At 36.5% G+C, this 17210-nt stretch carries 16 protein-coding genes; 8 read left to right on the top strand and 8 right to left on the bottom strand.

Annotated features, from left to right (window positions below):
* Positions 1-4 precede the first annotated feature (4 nt).
* The 4 genes from pheT to RHAB15C_RS05510 all read left to right on the top strand — a co-directional run bounded on the left by pheT (position 5) and on the right by RHAB15C_RS05510 (position 4457).
* A complete protein-coding gene (gene pheT, locus RHAB15C_RS05495; protein WP_220716033.1) occupies positions 5-2395 on the top strand; it encodes a phenylalanine--tRNA ligase subunit beta in 2391 nt (796 codons plus the stop codon).
* 13 nt (positions 2396-2408) lie between these two features.
* The gene (locus RHAB15C_RS05500; RefSeq protein ID WP_194844749.1) at positions 2409-3410 is read left to right on the top strand and encodes a toxin-antitoxin system YwqK family antitoxin; all 1002 of its coding nucleotides are present in this window, start codon (positions 2409-2411) and stop codon (positions 3408-3410) included.
* Between the two features lie 36 nt (positions 3411-3446).
* Entirely contained in the window at positions 3447-3917 is a 471-nt protein-coding gene (locus tag RHAB15C_RS05505; protein WP_194844748.1) for a methylated-DNA--[protein]-cysteine S-methyltransferase, read from the top strand.
* A gap of 360 nt (positions 3918-4277) precedes the next feature.
* Complete coding sequence (locus RHAB15C_RS05510; RefSeq protein ID WP_194844747.1) at positions 4278-4457, top strand: hypothetical protein; 180 nt, start codon at positions 4278-4280, stop codon at positions 4455-4457.
* Here the strand turns inward: RHAB15C_RS05510 and RHAB15C_RS05515 are convergent.
* The 3 genes from RHAB15C_RS05515 to RHAB15C_RS05525 are packed head-to-tail and all read right to left on the bottom strand — an operon-like array spanning position 4441 to position 8131.
* The gene (locus RHAB15C_RS05515; RefSeq protein ID WP_246587542.1) at positions 4441-5043 is read right to left on the bottom strand and encodes a Fic family protein; all 603 of its coding nucleotides are present in this window, start codon (positions 5041-5043) and stop codon (positions 4441-4443) included. The genes RHAB15C_RS05510 and RHAB15C_RS05515 overlap by 17 nt on opposite strands.
* Before the next feature lie 57 nt (positions 5044-5100).
* Positions 5101-5595: a DUF4172 domain-containing protein gene (locus RHAB15C_RS05520; protein ID WP_198424164.1), complete on the bottom strand. Its 495-nt coding sequence runs from the start codon at positions 5593-5595 to the stop codon at positions 5101-5103.
* Positions 5591-8131 carry a DEAD/DEAH box helicase gene (locus tag RHAB15C_RS05525; protein ID WP_194844746.1) on the bottom strand — a complete coding sequence of 847 codons (2541 nt, stop codon included), beginning with the start codon at positions 8129-8131 and terminating at the stop codon, positions 5591-5593. Before RHAB15C_RS05525 ends, RHAB15C_RS05520 begins: the two co-directional genes overlap by 5 nt.
* Positions 8132-8163: 32 nt before the next feature.
* On the opposite strand from RHAB15C_RS05525, the gene RHAB15C_RS05530 reads away from it, so the two are divergent.
* Positions 8164-8997: a hypothetical protein gene (locus tag RHAB15C_RS05530; protein ID WP_194844745.1), complete on the top strand. Its 834-nt coding sequence runs from the start codon at positions 8164-8166 to the stop codon at positions 8995-8997.
* Here the strand turns inward: RHAB15C_RS05530 and trhO are convergent.
* Positions 8954-9898, bottom strand: a complete 945-nt coding sequence (gene trhO, locus RHAB15C_RS05535; protein WP_194844744.1) for an oxygen-dependent tRNA uridine(34) hydroxylase TrhO — start codon at positions 9896-9898, stop codon at positions 8954-8956. The two genes, RHAB15C_RS05530 and trhO, sit on opposite strands and share 44 nt — an antisense overlap.
* A 168-nt stretch (positions 9899-10066) precedes the next feature.
* Here trhO and rpsD point away from each other — a divergent pair, with 168 nt between their 5' ends.
* Entirely contained in the window at positions 10067-10711 is a 645-nt protein-coding gene (gene rpsD / locus RHAB15C_RS05540) for a 30S ribosomal protein S4 (RefSeq protein WP_194844743.1), read from the top strand.
* A gap of 9 nt (positions 10712-10720) precedes the next feature.
* Here the strand turns inward: rpsD and RHAB15C_RS05545 are convergent, their stop codons facing one another.
* Positions 10721-11881, bottom strand: coding sequence for a hypothetical protein (locus RHAB15C_RS05545; RefSeq protein WP_194844742.1), 1161 nt, complete (start codon positions 11879-11881; stop codon positions 10721-10723).
* 318 nt (positions 11882-12199) lie between these two features.
* Between RHAB15C_RS05545 and RHAB15C_RS05550 the strand changes: the two genes are divergently transcribed.
* Positions 12200-13066, top strand: coding sequence for a deoxyribonuclease IV (locus tag RHAB15C_RS05550; protein ID WP_194844741.1), 867 nt, complete (start codon positions 12200-12202; stop codon positions 13064-13066).
* The gene (gene asnS / locus RHAB15C_RS05555) at positions 13063-14448 is read left to right on the top strand and encodes an asparagine--tRNA ligase (RefSeq protein ID WP_194844740.1); all 1386 of its coding nucleotides are present in this window, start codon (positions 13063-13065) and stop codon (positions 14446-14448) included. Before RHAB15C_RS05550 ends, asnS begins: the two co-directional genes overlap by 4 nt.
* Here asnS and RHAB15C_RS05560 read toward each other — a convergent pair.
* From RHAB15C_RS05560 to RHAB15C_RS05570, 3 genes are read right to left on the bottom strand one after another with little or no spacing between them, the layout of a single operon-like run.
* Positions 14445-15581, bottom strand: coding sequence for a DUF8173 domain-containing protein (locus RHAB15C_RS05560; RefSeq protein WP_194844739.1), 1137 nt, complete (start codon positions 15579-15581; stop codon positions 14445-14447). The genes asnS and RHAB15C_RS05560 overlap by 4 nt on opposite strands.
* A complete protein-coding gene (locus tag RHAB15C_RS05565; RefSeq protein WP_194844738.1) occupies positions 15569-16558 on the bottom strand; it encodes a Rossmann-fold NAD(P)-binding domain-containing protein in 990 nt (329 codons plus the stop codon). The genes RHAB15C_RS05560 and RHAB15C_RS05565 overlap by 13 nt, the downstream gene beginning before the upstream one ends.
* Before the next feature lie 59 nt (positions 16559-16617).
* Positions 16618-17154, bottom strand: a complete 537-nt coding sequence (locus tag RHAB15C_RS05570) for a regulatory protein RecX (RefSeq protein ID WP_194844737.1) — start codon at positions 17152-17154, stop codon at positions 16618-16620.
* Positions 17155-17210: the final 56 nt, after the last annotated feature.

Raw genomic sequence — 17210 nt, forward strand, 5'->3', positions numbered from 1 at the left:
CTCATTGTCTTCTTTAAAAGAATATATAGATATTAACTTATCTACTCATGATTTATGCCAAGTGTTAACGCTAGGTGGAATCGAGGTAGATGAAGTAACCGAAAATCCTCTTAAGTTTAGTGGTGTTGTAGCAGCAACTATTTTAGAAGTTGTCTCCCATCCTAATTCTGATCATTTAAAAGTAACTAAGGTAAGCAACGGTAGCCAAGTTCTGCAAGTGGTATGCGGAGCTGAAAATTGTCGCACAGGAATGCGTGTAGCCTTAGCTCAAATAGGTGCAATTCTTTATTCAGATGACAAATCTGTAAAAATCACAAAAAGCAAGCTACGTGGTATTGAGTCTTATGGAATGCTCTGCGGAGCAGATGAATTGGGGATTTTAGATAATGTAGATGGTATTTTGGAGCTGCCTGATCAAATAGAAGAGGGCACCGATTTAAAGGAAGTATTCAACGACACCATTCTTCAATTATCTTTGACCCCAAATTTAGGTCACTCCATGAGCGTCTATGGAATCGCACGAGATTTATCTGCTCTTTTACAAATTCCTTTAAAATTCCCTTCTTTTTCTTTAGAAGAAGAAGAAATATTGATAAAAGATCTCATTAAGATAGACCTTCTTGATCCAATTCAATGCGAAAGATATGCCTGCAGAATACTGCAAGGGGTTTCTGTAGGGCCTTCACCTCTTTGGTTGCAAAAAAAATTAGAACAAGCAGGCCTTCGTAGTGTTAATAACGTTGTGGATGTGGGAAACCTCATTTTACAAGAGTTAGGTCAACCTCTACACATTTTTGATTACCAAACCATTGCGGATCATACTCTTCAAGTTACTTCTAAAACGTACTTTTCTGAATTAGAAACTCTCGATTCGGTAAACCGTCTCATTCCTCCAGATGTTTTGATGATTTGCGATCCAGAAAAACCCTTAGCTTTTGCAGGTGTTATAGGAGGAAAGAGTTCTGCTGTTTCAGATAAGACATCTGATATATTAATTGAAGCTGCTTATTTTACCCCACAATCGATTCGTAAAAGTAGTAAATGGCTTAAAATAAAGACCGATGCCTCACAAAGATTAGAGAAAGGAATAGATCCTAACTTTATTCCTAAAGCATTAGATTATGCTGTTTACCTCCTACAAAAAATCGCAGGTGGAAAAATTGTTAAAGGAATGATTGATCAAAAGACAAGTTCTTTTGCTTCTAAAAAAATCATTTGCAGAGCAAAACGTGTAAATAACATCTTAGGTACACAACTAACTCCTTCAGATATCTTCACGATCCTCTTTTCTGCAGATATGCATGTAATTGAACAATCTACAGAGCAATTTCAAGTTCTTGTTCCTTTTTTTCGAAATGACTTAAAGTCCGAAATTGATCTGATTGAAGAAATAGCTCGGTTGTATGGTTATAACAATATTGTTAAAACAACGCCTATTCATATTTCTTCTCCTCTTGTGCATTGTGCGGCTTATCAGTTAGAAAAACAACTTCGTACTTATTTGCTAGAAGAGAGCCTTCAAGAGTTTATAACCTGTAATCTGATCAGCCCAGACCAGTCTAAAAAAACCTCTGAAAACACATTTCCTGCTGGCTTTTCCATTTCTGTATTACAACCTCATTCACTTGATCAATCTGTTTTAAGATCTTCTCTTCTACCAGGCCTTTTGCAAGTCGTTAAACACAACTATGATCGAGAAAATCAAGACCTATCAGGATTTGAAATAGGTAAAATCCACTTCCATTTAAAAGATAAATATATTGAACAATCGGCTATTGGAATTATTCTAACCGGGAAAAATTTTCCTTACCACATCGATCCCAAACCTCGAGCTTATGATTTTTTTGATTTAAAAGGGATCATTGAAAACCTGTGCACGCTTCTTCATGTCGAACCCATTAGTTTTCATCCTTCACACTTGCATAACTTTCATCCCAATAGACAAGCAGCTATCATGTGCCAAGACAATATTATCGGCTCTTTAGGAGAACTGCATCCTAAACATAGTTCAGCTCTTAGTATTGAACAGCGAATTTATTTTGCGGAAATAAATATAGAAGAGCTTACACCTTTTATTAAACAAACTCCTCTTGTTAAACCCCTTATTTCTTTCCCTGGATCAGAAAGAGATTGGACAATTACCATAGCAGATAAAATACCTGTTGACTCTATTTTAAAGATCATTAAAGCAAACTCTTCTTCACTTCTTGAGAAAATTACTCTTTTAGATCTTTACAAAAGCTCTCAAATCGGCAAAGATAGAAAAAACATAACTTTTCGTCTGTTCTATCGCGACAAACTTAAAACCATTGCCTTTGAAGCTGTTGAAAAGGAACATAGCCGGATTATAGAAACAGTGATGAAAGAGTTAGAACAATTACATATTTTATCTTAAAATGAGGTTCATCATGAAAAGACACCTGTTTATCCTTATGAGCGGTACGGCTTTTATCTTATCTGGCTGCGTTCATGATAACAGCGAAAAGACGAGCGTTATATCTAAGCGTTATATCCACAAATACGGTTACCCTGTTCCTAAAGAGGAATGGCAAGAGCATAATTATCCAGGACAGGTAATCACAGCTCTTAGTGATGGCGTGACCGTTACATCTACCTATGAAAATGGCAAGTTACACGGCCCTACTACTTATACCTTTGCTCATAGTCAAGCGATTGAAAAATGCATTATCTATAATCAAGGACAAAGAGTTAAAGAAACGAGTTATAATTCTAATTCCATGCCTTTACAAGAATGGATTCAACTCTCTCCTCAACGCTGTTCCCTTACCAGTTGGTATATAGAAGGTTGTCCTATGATGGTTGAAGAATACGCAGGAAATGAACTCATAGAAGGACAATACTTTACTGCTCTAAATGAAATAGAGGCACGGGTAGAAAAAGGAGATGGCATTCGCATTTCTCGAGATCAAACAGGAACGCTGCTTTCTAAAGAAATAGTGGAAGACGGTTATACAGTAAAAAAAGAAACGTATTACCCAAATGGAGCTCCCGAATCAATCTCCTATTATGCCCTAGGCAAACTCAATGGGAATAAACAAACATTTACAGCTAGCGGAGAACCTCTTGCTTTAGAAGAGTGGGTGAACGGGCAGCTACACGGAAAAGCTACTTATTTTAGAAATGGCAACCGCTATCTAGAAATTTCTTATTTAAATAACCAAAAAAATGGAACTGAAAGGCATTACACCGATGGTGATTTACTAACTCAGGAAATTAATTGGGAAAATGACCTTAAGCACGGATCTACTATTTATTACACGGACTCTGATATTCAGCAATATTGGTTTTATGCGGGACAACCTGTTAATAAAAATAAATTTGATGATTATAACCAAATGGATCAAATGGTTGCAGATATCTCAGAGGATGTAAAAATACACATCCGATAGCACAACTTAGGATACGCTCTCCCTTGCTAAAAGCTTATGCAATATTCATTTAATCAAGGTCCCTCTATTTGTGTACAGATAGAATGCAAAGGCAGCATTCTATCTAAAGTAACCCTGACTAAGTCATCGCATTTTGCATGCTGTATCTCTAAAGAATGCGACCTAGATACAATACAAACCATTATAAAATGGTTAACTCAGTACAGTTATCGAAAAGATCCCAGCCCTTTAAGTCTTAACCTACCCAAGCTCCCTCTATTTTACCAAAAAGTATTGATTCACTTGCAAAATCTACCTTTTGCACAGCTAGTCACTTATGGTAATCTTGCTTCTACAATCGGTCATCCAAAAGCAGCTCGCGCTGTCGGATCTGCTTGTAAAATCAACCCATTTCCTCTTTTTATTCCCTGTCATCGAGTCGTAGCGGCTAACAACATAGGAGGCTTTGCTTACGATCTTTCGATTAAAGAGGCTCTATTACAATTCGAGATGGATTTAGCTCTCTAGGTATAACTTTGTTTAATCGCTGCCAAAGAAATCGTATTGATAAGGTCACTTTTTGCAAAACAGGTACAAGATGCAGAAACTCTTGTATTTATATTTGCACTCATAAATCCTCTTTTTATATTGTTCTTATTATTAAGAGCTTCTATTATAACAAACAATTGTTAATGAGTTATGAAAAATTAAATTATTTAAAAACTATTTTTTAATAATTGCAATTAACTGCAAATAAATGAGTTATATTAAAAAATTTATATTGATTCATTTTCATCTATATCTTAAAAAATCCTTGTTTAAGTATGTATACAGATAAATCAAAGGCATTATTTCATCCCTTTTTTGCCTAATTGAAGAGATAATTTTATGAAAAAAGAAGAACTGCTAAAAAAGATTTCCGAATTAGAATCGGTCAATGATCAACTCCAGACAGAACTGCGCTATCTCGATATTTTACTTAAAGAAATTGGCTTTGTTGAAGGGCTTAAAACACTTAAGTTTGCAGCTAAGGAAATGATCGAGCAAGATATTAAAGAAGAGGACTAATTCTTGTGGATAGATTTAACCAATAACGGGTGTAGCGAAGTTCTCCGGTTTTTACTAAAGCCTTTTTATGAACTAGATCTGCTAAATCGCGTGTTGCTGTTGCTCTAGAGGTTTTTACTATCGCAATATAGTTATCAGCACTCAATCTTCCTTGAAAACCGCTTAGACCTTTTGCAAACATCCTCAATAAAACCTTTTCCTGACGTGGATTGAGTTGCCCAGAAAGAGCTGTCAACAGCTTTGATTTTTCAATCAAAAAGTAAAGAAGGCTCATCGATTGACTTTGAGCCTGCAGGATCACATCTGCAAGGAATGCAATCCAGTGATCTATTTCTAGAGTGTGATTACATCTTTCAATAGCTGCATAGTATTCTTTTTTTTGTTTTTCTAATATTTTTGAAACAGCAATTAATACAGGGTGTCCAATGCCTTGAGAAAGAACCTTTTCCACTAAAACACGGCCGATTCTGCCATTTCCATCTTCAAAAGGGTGAATGCTTTCAAAATATACATGAGCAATGGCCGCCTTTGCTAGAATAGATAGAGATGCATTTGTAGAATTAAACCAATTAATGAATGCTGCCATTTCATCAGGGACTTTTACTGATGGAGGGGGTTCAAAAAAAACCTTTGAAGAGCCATATCAATGAGAAACAATCTGCATGGGTTCAATATGAGTGCGGTATCTTCCACAATCAACAATATTTGATTGATTATTAAACAGTTCGAAATGCCATCTAAAGAGCATCTCTTGAGTCAATGGCTGATCGAAGGATTGATAAACATCGCAAAGAAGTTTAGCCATTCGAGATTCTTTATTGGTCTCTTGGTTGGGAGATACGCGCAAGCTAAAGTGTTGTTTAATCGATGATTGCAAGCTTTTTCTATCAAGAAATTCTCCTTCAATTCTCGAACTTTCTAAACCTTCCAAACTAAGAATCTCTATGACAAACCGGCTGTATTCCTGATCTCCTACATTTTTTAGAAAGGCACAGGCACTACCTACTTCTAAAAGAAACTGCCTTTCTTTCGAAGCTATTTGGTCGAGATGGTAGCTAAATTGGGGCCAGTCGGGTATTCCCAGTTCCAGGGCATGAGTTATAGAGCAAGGCTCTATAGTGCCCCTTTTGGTTTCAATCTAGTAGCTGGATCAAATCTTCTAAAGAAAGGGTTTCTATGTTGCTTAAATCTTCCATTAGGGTTTGGGAGAGCTGTTGTTTATGTTTTTTAAGTCGCATGATTTTCTCTTCAATGCTTAAAACAGTTACATAGCGCCTAGCAATCACTTGGTTAAACCTTCCTAACCTGTGGGCTCGATCAATAGCTTGATTCTCTATTGCTGTATTCCACCAAGGGTCATACAAGAAGACATAGTCAGCCTTAGTCAAATTTAAACCAACTCCTCCTGCTTTTAAGCTAATAAAAAAAAGAAGGGTTTGATCATCTTCTTGAAACTGAGATACGACCTGTTCTCGGTTTTTTGTGCTTCCATCTAAATAGACGTATTTCCAATCGCGGTTTTGAGCCTCTTTTTTCATCAAATGTAGCATTGAAGTAAATTGACTATAAAAGAGAACCTTTCTTTTTTCTCCTACTACTTCTTCCAAATCAGCCATAACCTTGGAAAATTTTCCGCTACATTGATAAAGATCTTGAGCAGTAGAGTCTACTAGCAAAGGATGAGCGCAAATTTGTCTGAGACGTAGAATGGCTTCTAAGATCTGCATCTGTTGATTCGTTTCTTTTGAACAAAGCTTAACACGAGTGGACTGTAGATATTTTTCATAAATGTTACGCTGCTCCTCACCCATCTCTACCCAAATGGTCTGTTCGAGTTTTTCTGGAAGATCAAACGCTACTTGCTTTTTTGTGCGACGTAAGATAAATGGCCTAATGAGCTTTTGCATGCGTTTTACATAACGACCGTCCACTTGAGATGCAAGCACTTCTGCTTGAAACTGTTTACGCTCACCTAATAACCCTGGATTAAGAAAATGAAAAAGTGAAAAGAGATCCTCTAGTTTATTTTCTATGGGGGTTCCTGTAATAGCCACTCGCATCTTTGCTTTTAATTGAAAACACACTTCAGCTATTTGACTATCTGGATTCTTAATGATCTGTGCTTCATCTAAGATAATCAATTGAAAATCTAAAGAAGTAAACAAAGCCTGATCTATACGTAAAACAGCATAGGAAGTAAGAATGATCGATGGAATATGGGGAAAGGTTTTCATTCTCTTTTTGCCTGCATGCACATGAATTGAGCAACTGGGAAAAAACCGAGCGTATTCATTTTGCCAATTAAATAACAAAGAGGTAGGAACCACAATCAAACAAGACTGTTTAAGCTCTAGTTGTGAAAGAAAGGCTATTATTTGGATGGTTTTTCCTAAACCCATTTCATCGGCTAAAAGTCCTCCTACTTGATTTTTCTCTAGAAAAGAAAGCCAGCTTAAACCTTGGTTCTGATAGGTAAACAGTTGTCCTTTGAATTTTTCTCCTAGAATAATTGGTTGAATAGGCTGCTTTAGCTGCTTAAAGATCTCTAGAGGATTCTTTCCATCAGAGAGCAATCCTAGTTGTCTAAAAGGAAGATAGACCCCCTCTTGATCAAACTCTAACTCTGAAAAGTCCGCCCATTTCTCTTCTATTTTTTTCAAATCGATTAAACCAACTGTATGAGCAGCTAATTCTACAAAGCAAGATCTACGGTTAAAAGCTCCTATTACCTGTTGCAAATTAGCTTTGTAGCCTTGATAATCAAACTCAGCCCGTACAAGCCAAGCTTGCTTACGCTCTTCTAGCAAAAGAGTCTCTTGTCCTAAACAAACCACTTGCTTATTTTGATGATCAAATACCTCCCAACCAATTTTAATTAAGAATGTAATACATTTGGCTACTTTATCTAGAGGACAATAATAAAAGGAGTCTCCCACTTTTTTTTTGCTAAAATCAGTTTCTAACAAGTCTTGTTCCCATTGCTTTTCCAGGTTTTTTTTACGCCAAAAAAACTCTTTTTCTTCAAAAGCTGGTATTTTTCCTCGTATCCCATAATCAAACCATAGATTGGCAAATCCTCCATGTCGATCTGTTAAACAAATAAAAGGCAAAGGATCTTTTGAAATTTCTCCTAACCAGGTTACACCCCCTGTTTCCTCTAGAAACTCCTGTAGTTCTTTTTCTTGTAAGATAGTCTCTGAGGTTTTTAGCCATTTTGAAGATGCTTCTGTGTCTAATAGACGTATAACTCCAGCATAGAGAATCCATTGAGGACTTCCCCAAAAAACAGCTGTACAACTGGATAAAGACTCTTCTTGCCTACCAAGTTTAAATCTTGCGCAGATTTCTACTTGTGTCTCATTTAAGACTTTTGCTTGAACAAATCCCTCTGCTCTTGTAAAAGGATCGATAATGATCTTTTGTCCTTTATAGAGCAATCTACCTGTACCACTAAGAAGTTTAAGTAATGCAAATGCACTTTCTGAGGAGATAGAAAACCTTGTTCCCTCTTCTACATGGATAGGTGATTTTTTCCATAAAAGGTCTAGTGCGTTTTTTTCTAACAGAGATTTAGCTATTAGCAAGGCTTCTTTTCTCTGGAAAAACTTTTTTGACAATGTAATAACCATTTGAGATTTTTGAGAAATATCCAAATGATAAAATAGCTCTGACACAAATATCTCCTTTTAAACTATATTCATAGTTTATGAATCACAAATTGAAGATTTGGAATAACCAATCCAGCTGGGAAGAAGCAGAAAAAAAATGGGATCAAGAGCAAAAATCCTATCAAAAAACCCATCCGTTAAAAACCCTTTCCTCCCTTCCACAAATGCTTGGTATTACCAAAGACACCGCCTGCAATCTTACATGGAAAAGTACAAAATATTTACTCACCCGCGATAAGAAAAAAATTTTTTGGCGCTATTTTTTTCGTGCGCCAATAAAACATAGCTATCGTTTTATCTCTTCTTTATTTACAAAACCTTACTCTCGAGACCAAGATCTTTTCTTTTATGGGGTAAAAGATTTGGCTTCCTTTGAAAAGCGCTTAGTTTCCCATAAAAACTATCTTCTTGTCATAGGATTTTCTTATTGCCATAAACCTTTTGAATGCCCTTCAAAACGGTTTTCAGCTGACTGTATTCACGATCCCAATCATCCGGTATGTCGTCAGTGTTTTATTGGTAAAGCAGTAAATGCTCTACCTGACAGAGCTCATATTATTCCTTTATTTATTCCTACCGTTCACTATATTGGAGAAAAATGCTTCGAGCTCATTTTTGCCCATCCAGATAAAGAAATCTTCTTTCTGATCACCGCATGCGAGCTTACTCTTACCATGTTTGCAGATTGGGGAAATATGATTGGCATTCAAGGGATAGGCATACGTCTTGATGGGCGCATTTGCAACACCATGAAAGCCTTTGAGCTCTCCGAAGAGGGAATCAAACCAGGCCTTACCGTTGTGCTTGATGACACACAAAAGCTCATGCTTAATTTAATTCGCTCTCTTTGGAATACCGACGAAAAGGCTTAGGGCGCACGGCTGTCTGATAAGGCCTTACCCTACTAGCAGACATGCAAGTATTGCTGCAACAGCCTTTGAGCTTTTTTGCACAAGCAGGGCAACATAAGAAAAGCTCATTACAATCCATATTTGCACAATTATAATATGTATCACTATTTGTTTTGCAATAAGCACACTGACTGATTACCTCATCTATTTTTTCATCAATACAAACGGATAAGCGATCGTCAAATACAAATAATTTGCCCTTCCAATATGCAGTGCTTTCTTGTTTCCCATAATTAATCACGCCACCATCTAACTGATAGATTTCAGCAAAACCTTCTTTTTTTAGCAAAGCAGAATATAGTTCGCATCGAATACCACCGGTACAGTACATCATGACCTTTGTCTGGTCAGGGTCATAATGATCTTTTAATTTTTTTGCATAAGGGGAAAAATCTCTAAAGTTTTTTAAACAAGGAAGCTCAGCTCCTTCAAAATGACCAAGTTCCCATTCATATTGATTACGTACATCAAGTAGCAAAACGTTTTCATCGCGATTTTCTAACATCTCTTTCCATTCTTTAGGAGAAAGATGTGTCCCTGTTAATTCCAAATCTACTTCTTCATCTAAGGCTACAAGCTGTTTCCGAAATTTTATAGAGGCTTTAGGGAACGCATGCTCATGGTAAAAATCTATTTTAAAAGAAATTTCTTTAAAACGTGCGTCCTGTTTCATCCACTCTAAATAGACTTGAGCATCGGTTTTATAACCACTCATTTGAGCATTAATCCCATTATGAGCAATATAGATCCGACACTTAATGTCTTTATTTTCTAGAAATTTTTGATGTCTTTTTACCTCTTCCAAAGGATCTTCAATGGGGGTAAAGATATAATAAGCTACAATCCAATAATCTTTTTGCATAACTCTTAAATTCCCTTGTTTAAAGAAGGAGTATAACGCTGAAAAACAAACCTGACAATATCATATATTATTTTTTAACAAAAAAAGCTCCATTTACAAAAAATCACAGGTAGATTAGCATACATCTCTTTATATCATTAAAGTAAGCAGTCTTTATTAGGAGATACCATGGTTCGATACACCGGTCCAAAAAATCGTGTTGCAAGACGTTTTGGAGCAAATATATTCGGCAAAGCTCGTAATCCATTACTACATAAGCCAAATCCTCCGGGAATGCATGGAAGTAAAAGAAAAAAAAAGTCTGATTATGGCCTTCAGCTGGAAGAGCAACAAAAACTAAAAGCTGTTTATGGCATGCTGACTACCACCCAAGTGGTACTTTACTATGAGAAAGCTGTACAAGAAGCCGCAAAAGAAAGCTCAAAAGAACAAGGGAAAAATGCCCCTACCCTCTTTATCGAGCGATTAGAGTGCAGATTAGATAATATGGTTTACCGCCTGAAATTAGCACCGACTATTTTCGCAGCTCAGCAGCTAGTATCTCATGGACATGTATTGGTAAATGGTAAGAAAGTAGATCGCAGGTCATTTTTTGTCCGACCGGGAATGACGATTTCTATTAAAGAAAAGTCTCAAAAAAATGATAAAATCCAAAAAAGCGTAATTAGCTCTGGTGATATCCCTGAGTACCTCTCTTTGGATGCTGGTACTTTTTCAGGACAACTTCTCATCTCCCCTGCAATCGATCAGATACCTTTTCCTATTTTGATTAATGTGCCGTTAATTTGCGAGTTTTTAGCTCACAATAACTAGTTATACGAGTTAGCTTTTGACAGCTAACTCTTTACATAAAGCTAGTTTTTGACCTTCTAAAATTTCTTTAGCTGTATCGCTATTAGGAAATTTAGAAAGAAACATTTTATATAGTTTTTTTGAACATTTTTCTTCTTTCTCAGATGCTTTTGCAAATTTCTTGCTAACAATTGTTAGAAAATCTTTCTTAGAATAAGCATTAGGAGCTTGCATTTCTTGATAAAGGTTTTCCAAAATCTGATATTTCTCTTCAAAAAAATCTTCTTGTGAATACACAACAGATAATTCTTCTAGAAGCGGATGAGATTTTACATATTTATTCCAACTCTGTTTAAATACCTCTAATTTCTCACTAAACTCCTTATAGTCCTCCTCACGAAGAGCAAGTCTTAATTCTCTTACAGAAAGCTTTAATTTGTCAGAAAGCTTTGATTCATTTCCCTTTTCATCTATCTCTTCTTTATCTATCTTTTTCAAAAAATCTTTATGATTTATACGGTAGTTTTTTGTGTGATTATCTAATAATGCAAAACCCCACCTACTTAGACGGGCAACATCTCCGTTACGAATTTCTTTGCCTGTATCTTCTTGATTTAAAATATTTTTTTTGCTTTGATTAAGCTTTTGTGGACGATTAAAAGCATGTACTGGACGAAGCAATTGATTAGAATAAACTTGCTTAACGGGTTCATTTATGCTGGCTATCTTAGATAACTGTTTAAAGAACTGGTATTCTTTTAAATCACAGACGTAAGGAGCCTTGCCCTGCCAAAAAATTTTATTGATATTATCAGTGTTCTCAAAATATAACATTCCTTTTGCCTGGGCAGCCTCCTGCCAGCTTTTTTCTATTTTTATCAATTCTTGAAAAGCTTTTTCTTCTGGAGTTTGAAAAAAATATTTTATGGCATTATAAACCATCTTAATCAGAAAATGAAAAAAATTGAACCCGGGTTGTTCTTTATAAGGAGATTGCTTTTTATAAAAAGTATTTCCATCAATAGAAAAATCAGGGTCAAATCCTAAGTCATAAAAAGCCGTCTGATTTACTTTTATTTCTTCAGGGCCAACATATTTATCAAAAAAATCACCTAACTCATTCTTTCCAGAGTTGCCTGTTGCAACCTTTTGTGGAACCTGAATAGTGGAATCTAAAATAATTTTTGTCATATTCTTGATCTTTTACTTAAATGAACTTATTAAGTTTAATAAACAGTTATTATACATTATAATTGTTAATAAATTATTAATTTTTTATTAAATTTATAAAACAGATGAAATTAAGCTATGCTTGATGAGGTTAGATTTAAGATTATCTATCTCAATTTTGTTTATTTCTCTTTGATTTTGAAATGGACTTTAAGCTACGAATTTACTTACGTAAGCTACATGAAAAAAGCAAACTAATAAAATAGTGCAGTCCTCTAGACATTTAAGCTACTTATCAACTAGGATAGACCATAATTTTAATCTAATTGGATATCTTAAATGTCTAAAATCCCTAGCTCTGAGTTATTAATCGGCGCTCATACCTCTGCCCAAGGCGGAGCTCAAAATGCTATTTGGATGGGGCAGGAAATTGGTGCGACTACTGTACAGTTTTTTACCAGCAATCAAAAACGCTGGTCAGGTAAAGAAATTACCCAAGAGCAAGCAGAACTTTTTCAAGAAGCGGTAAAAACAACCGGACTTTGCCAGCTGATGAGCCACGATAGTTATTTGATTAATTTAGGTTCTTCTAATCCATCCGTTTTACATAAAAGTCAGAAGGCTTTTGAAGAAGAGTTGATCCGCTGTCAAAAGCTGGGGGTTTCCTTCTTAAACTTTCATCCTGGCTCTGCTGTAGGAGCAACAGAAGAGCAATGTCTAAATAATATTGTAGCTAGCTTAGAGCAATTCGAAGAGCTTATCTCCCATGGAGCTACTCGTCTTCTGCTTGAAACAACTGCAGGTCAAGGATCTACAGTAGGGTACTGCTTTGAACATTTAGCCTATTTGATTGAAAAACTCCATAGAAAAATCCCTATCGGTGTGTGTATAGACACCTGTCATATCTTTGCAGCGGGTTACGATATCCGTACAAAAGCTGGCTTAGAAAAGACATTAAAAGACTTTGAGAGAATTATTGGGATGAAGCATTTATACGCTTTCCACCTTAATGACTCGCTAAAACCTTTAGGATCTCGTCGCGATAGACACGCTCCTTTGGGTAAAGGAGAGATTGGTATAGAGTGTTTCAAAGCGCTGATGAAGAACCCAAAGACTCGCCGTCTTCCTAAATACTTAGAAACCCCCGATGGCCCTCCTCTTTGGGAAAAAGAAATTGCCATGTTAAGAGAATTTGCAGATTTATGAAACATAGTAAAATTCGATTGATCCAATCCTCTCAAATAGGAAGTGTGATCACTGTATGTGGATGGATTCGTACAATTAGAGCACAAAAAAGCTTTAGCTTCATTGAACTAAATGACGGCTCTACGCTTTCTTCTCTGCAAATTGTGGTGGATGCTTCACTTCCCTTTTATGAGGATCTTTTAAAAAAACTTTCTACAGGAGCTTCTATTTCAGTAACAGGCGAATTAGTAGAGAGTTTAGGCAAAGGGCAGCGCTGGGAATTAAAAGCTCATTCCATTCATCTTTTTGGTAGCTGTCCTGAAGATTACCCTCTGCAAAAAAAACGACACTCTTTTGAGTTTTTACGCTCTCTTGCTCATTTACGCCCACGTACGAATACACAAGGAGCTATTGCTAGAATACGCAATGCTCTTTCCATTGCCACTCATCTATTTTTCCAACAAAGAGAGTTTTTATATCTACATACACCTATTATCACGACCTCTGATTGTGAAGGAGCGGGCAAACAATTTCTCGTCACCACACTAGATATCAATAACTCACCAAGACACTCCGACGGTAGCGTGAACTTTACAGAGGATTTCTTTCATAAACCAGCCTATCTTACAGTCTCAGGACAACTGAATGCAGAAACATTTGCTTGCGCTCTTTCCGATGTTTATACATTTGGCCCTACATTTCGTGCAGAGAATTCTAATACTTCTCGTCATCTAGCCGAGTTCTGGATGGTTGAGCCGGAAATGGCTTTTGCTGACCTCGATGATAACCGTGAATGCGCAGAAGCTTATTTGCGGTTTGTCCTTCGATATGCCTTAGATAACTGCCAAGAGGACTTAGCCTTTTTTGAGAAGTTTATAGAAAAAGGATTATTGAATCGTCTGCAACAAGTAGCTGAAGCAGAATTTGCTCACCTAACCTATACCCAAGCTATTGCTATTTTACAAAAATCAGAACAAAGCTTTGTTTTTCCTGTAGAGTGGGGTATTGATCTACAATCAGAACATGAGCGCTATTTAGCAGAAATATACTGTAAAAAACCCCTGATCCTCACGGATTATCCAGAAAAAATCAAAGCTTTTTACATGAGGGAAAACTCTGATGGGAAAACAGTAGCCGCTATGGACGTCTTAGTTCCAAAAATTGGAGAAATCATTGGAGGAGCTCAAAGAGAAGAACGTCCAGATGTGTTAGAAAAAAAACTACGCTCGTTTGGTTTACACCCAGAGGACTATTGGTGGTATATGCAACTGCGTACCTATGGGACTGTTCCACATGCAGGCTTTGGTTTAGGGTTTGAGCGTCTGGTATTATTTGTCACGGGAATGGAGAACATTCGTGATACGATCCCTTTTCCTAGATTTCCTGGTCATGCAGAATTTTAAAGACCCATGTGGTAACGTTTAGTCTGCGCTGTAACTGCTGCTCCAAGCCCAAACACCATTGCAGCTAAGGAAAAGATTTTACCTACTCCTGGTATAGAACTTATAATCAAATAGACGACCAAACCGACGGCAAAAGCAGCTAATCGGTGTATTCTCCATTTGATTTTGCTAGATAACCAATCCGATCCCCAGAAAATAAAATATACTTTAGCTGTATAAAATCCTACGATGTTTAAAGCAATGAGTGTTAGAGCAAATGGTACTCCTAAAACAGTCATTAATAACAATAAGCAACAAAGGGGTAAAACAATCAGTGTAATCAGTCCTGTGCTTAAAGAACGCCACGGTTGTCCCTGCAAAGAGAGAAGAGCTGACTGTAAATTTCTGGGAAAAAGCCTCAATAATAAATAAGCAATAGCAAGACTGTACAAAAAATTCATGGAAAGAGTAAGCAGTTTAGAACCCACTAATATCTTTTGAATCCATGTACCTTTTACCAAATTGCGCACAAAAGAAGGATGTTGGGTAATTGTTCCTACGACAGTAGCTCCTTGGTCAATCCATGCATCTGAGTTGCTTCGGTAGTCTACATCTCCACTAATATGCGCCTGTGAAGTAAGTCTCATTAAACCTACAATAGCATGCAAGTCCTGTCCAATAGTTGAAGACACACGTAAATGAGAGGCTATAACGGTTACCTCTGATCCGATATGGGCTGCTAAATCGGCATTCCCAGCTGTTATCACAACATTTTTTCCAACAGAGGATTGTTTAAGTAACTGAACATTGCCTCCAACAGCCGTAATATTACGTCCGATTTCCCCGCTTAATAAAACCTGACCTGCTAATAAACGTGCATTATTTGACACTTTTCCTGAAATATCCACACTCCCTGCGCAGCAAATGAGGTCTCCATTTATTATCCCATCAACAACTACTTGTCCAGCAATGAGATATACATCTCCATTGACAATCCCTGAAATCTCTACACTATCTCCTGAAGCAAAATAATCTCCTTCATAGACTGTATGAGATGGAATCATAATTATGCTATGATCTTCTACTTCCTTGGGTTCCTTAGCACAGCAGAGGAAAACAGGAACCAATAGTAAAAATAGAATTATACGACGCATTCATAGCCTCTTTTGCTACTTTGAAATAGCGCTAAATAACGCTGAATCGATTGAAATAACATGGTTTCTGCTTCTTGAATCTGAAGAACATTTTTCTGTTGCTTTGTTTCAATGATCGCATTGATATGCTCTATATTTAACAAGCTCATACTAAAATGGCGAGAAAGAAATGGATCTACAGCCCTGGGCATGCTTAAATCTACGATTAAACGCGTCTTAGCATCAACAAACTGATGAGCATGCAAGATAGGTTGATTTGTATAAGTTCCACAGATTACCATGGGAAATTGAGAACTTAATTCGATTTGAGAAAAATCCAGTAGGAAGACATCTTCTTTTTTACTCCACTCAAGAGCTGCTTGTCTATTGCGCGTACATAAAGACAACTGTTTCATGCCTTTAGATTTAAAATAGCTAATAATTTTACGGTTGATCTCTGAAAACCCAATAAACAAAACGGCAGATGTCTGTAGTTTAAAGCACTTTGCCAATAAAAATAATTCTTTATCAATCCCTAGTTTTTTTTCTACAAAGGGAAATTGCGTACGAATGATTTTACCCAATCGCAGAGCTTTTTGAAACAGAAAATGCAAATCGTGAGGCAGTTTTTTTTTAGATGCTAATTGATAAGCCTCTTTCACTTGTCTCTGGATTTCTGACTCACCGAGAATAACACTGTCTAGTCCAGAAGTGACCCGAGCTAGATGCAAAAAACAATCCATACCAAAATAAGCGTATAGCTTGTGTTCTAAATCAAAACAAAGTTCCGAGCGCAGAGCATTTAATAATACGCTATGCGCTATGCTTAAGTCACTTGCACTAAAATAAATTTCAATACGAGCACAAGTAGCAAGTAAAATCCAACTCGCATCTTGTACAAGCTCTTTGCTGATCAGTTTCTGATAAGCAGCTACAATTTGCTCACGACAGCCAATCTCAGCAGATTTATAGCTAATCCCTAAAACTCCGATATGCATATAGATAACCACATCATAAGAAAATGGTTGTTATACCTTGTTATAGAAATTTAAAGCCACTAAACTTCTGCCAAACAACGCATAATCTCTTCATAGCAGTAACCACGTCTGAGCATTTTTGCAATCCATCGATTCTTTTGTTTAGGGTCTAAAAGCTGGATTTGATGAGATTTTTTTTGGATAAGCTTTTGCAAAGTTCCCATTTGATTTTTTTCTGTTTCTAAAATGACTTGTTGTAAAACAGAGCGATTTATTCCTGCTTTATAACAGAGTTTAAACCAAATAGCCTTTGATCCAAATCCTCTATCTCTTGCTTTTTCTACTAATTGCCGGGTTAATTTTTGATCATCTAAAAACCCTTGCTTGATGCACAAATCTAAAACCTTATCAATCGATCCTTTAGAAAATCCCTTTTGAGTAAGTTTTAAACTTAACTCTTCTCTAAAAAAAGAGCGTCTTGCAAGATATAAAAATGCTTGTTTTTTTATTCGATCTTCTTCTGAGTTAAGGGACACTAAATCCTCTTCATAAATGACATATTCTTCTAAAGGGATAGCAAACTTTCCAACGGTAAACGGGATTAAAACAAAAATCATTCCCAAAGCATCTGCCTAATTGCTCCAATTCCCCAAACAAAAAAATGGAAAATACC

This window comes from Candidatus Rhabdochlamydia porcellionis, assembly GCF_015356815.2.
GTDB classification, from domain to species: Bacteria; Chlamydiota; Chlamydiia; order Chlamydiales; family Rhabdochlamydiaceae; genus Rhabdochlamydia; species Rhabdochlamydia porcellionis.

Bases quoted from the DNA above. Each gene is read 5' to 3' on its own strand.
- RHAB15C_RS05500 (WP_194844749.1), top strand. From the start codon at position 2,409: ATGAAAAGACACCTGTTTATCCTTATGAGCGGTACGGCTTTTATCTTA.
- RHAB15C_RS05505 (WP_194844748.1), top strand. From the start codon at position 3,447: ATGCAATATTCATTTAATCAAGGTCCCTCTATTTGTGTACAGATAGAA.
- RHAB15C_RS05510 (WP_194844747.1), top strand. From the start codon at position 4,278: ATGAAAAAAGAAGAACTGCTAAAAAAGATTTCCGAATTAGAATCGGTC.
- RHAB15C_RS05515 (WP_246587542.1), bottom strand. From the start codon at position 5,043: ATGGCAGCATTCATTAATTGGTTTAATTCTACAAATGCATCTCTATCT.
- RHAB15C_RS05530 (WP_194844745.1), top strand. From the start codon at position 8,164: ATGAATCACAAATTGAAGATTTGGAATAACCAATCCAGCTGGGAAGAA.
- trhO (WP_194844744.1), bottom strand. From the start codon at position 9,898: ATGCAAAAAGATTATTGGATTGTAGCTTATTATATCTTTACCCCCATT.
- rpsD (WP_194844743.1), top strand. From the start codon at position 10,067: ATGGTTCGATACACCGGTCCAAAAAATCGTGTTGCAAGACGTTTTGGA.
- RHAB15C_RS05545 (WP_194844742.1), bottom strand. From the start codon at position 11,881: ATGACAAAAATTATTTTAGATTCCACTATTCAGGTTCCACAAAAGGTT.
- RHAB15C_RS05550 (WP_194844741.1), top strand. From the start codon at position 12,200: ATGTCTAAAATCCCTAGCTCTGAGTTATTAATCGGCGCTCATACCTCT.
- asnS (WP_194844740.1), top strand. From the start codon at position 13,063: ATGAAACATAGTAAAATTCGATTGATCCAATCCTCTCAAATAGGAAGT.
- RHAB15C_RS05560 (WP_194844739.1), bottom strand. From the start codon at position 15,581: ATGCGTCGTATAATTCTATTTTTACTATTGGTTCCTGTTTTCCTCTGC.
- RHAB15C_RS05565 (WP_194844738.1), bottom strand. From the start codon at position 16,558: ATGCATATCGGAGTTTTAGGGATTAGCTATAAATCTGCTGAGATTGGC.
- RHAB15C_RS05570 (WP_194844737.1), bottom strand. From the start codon at position 17,154: ATGATTTTTGTTTTAATCCCGTTTACCGTTGGAAAGTTTGCTATCCCT.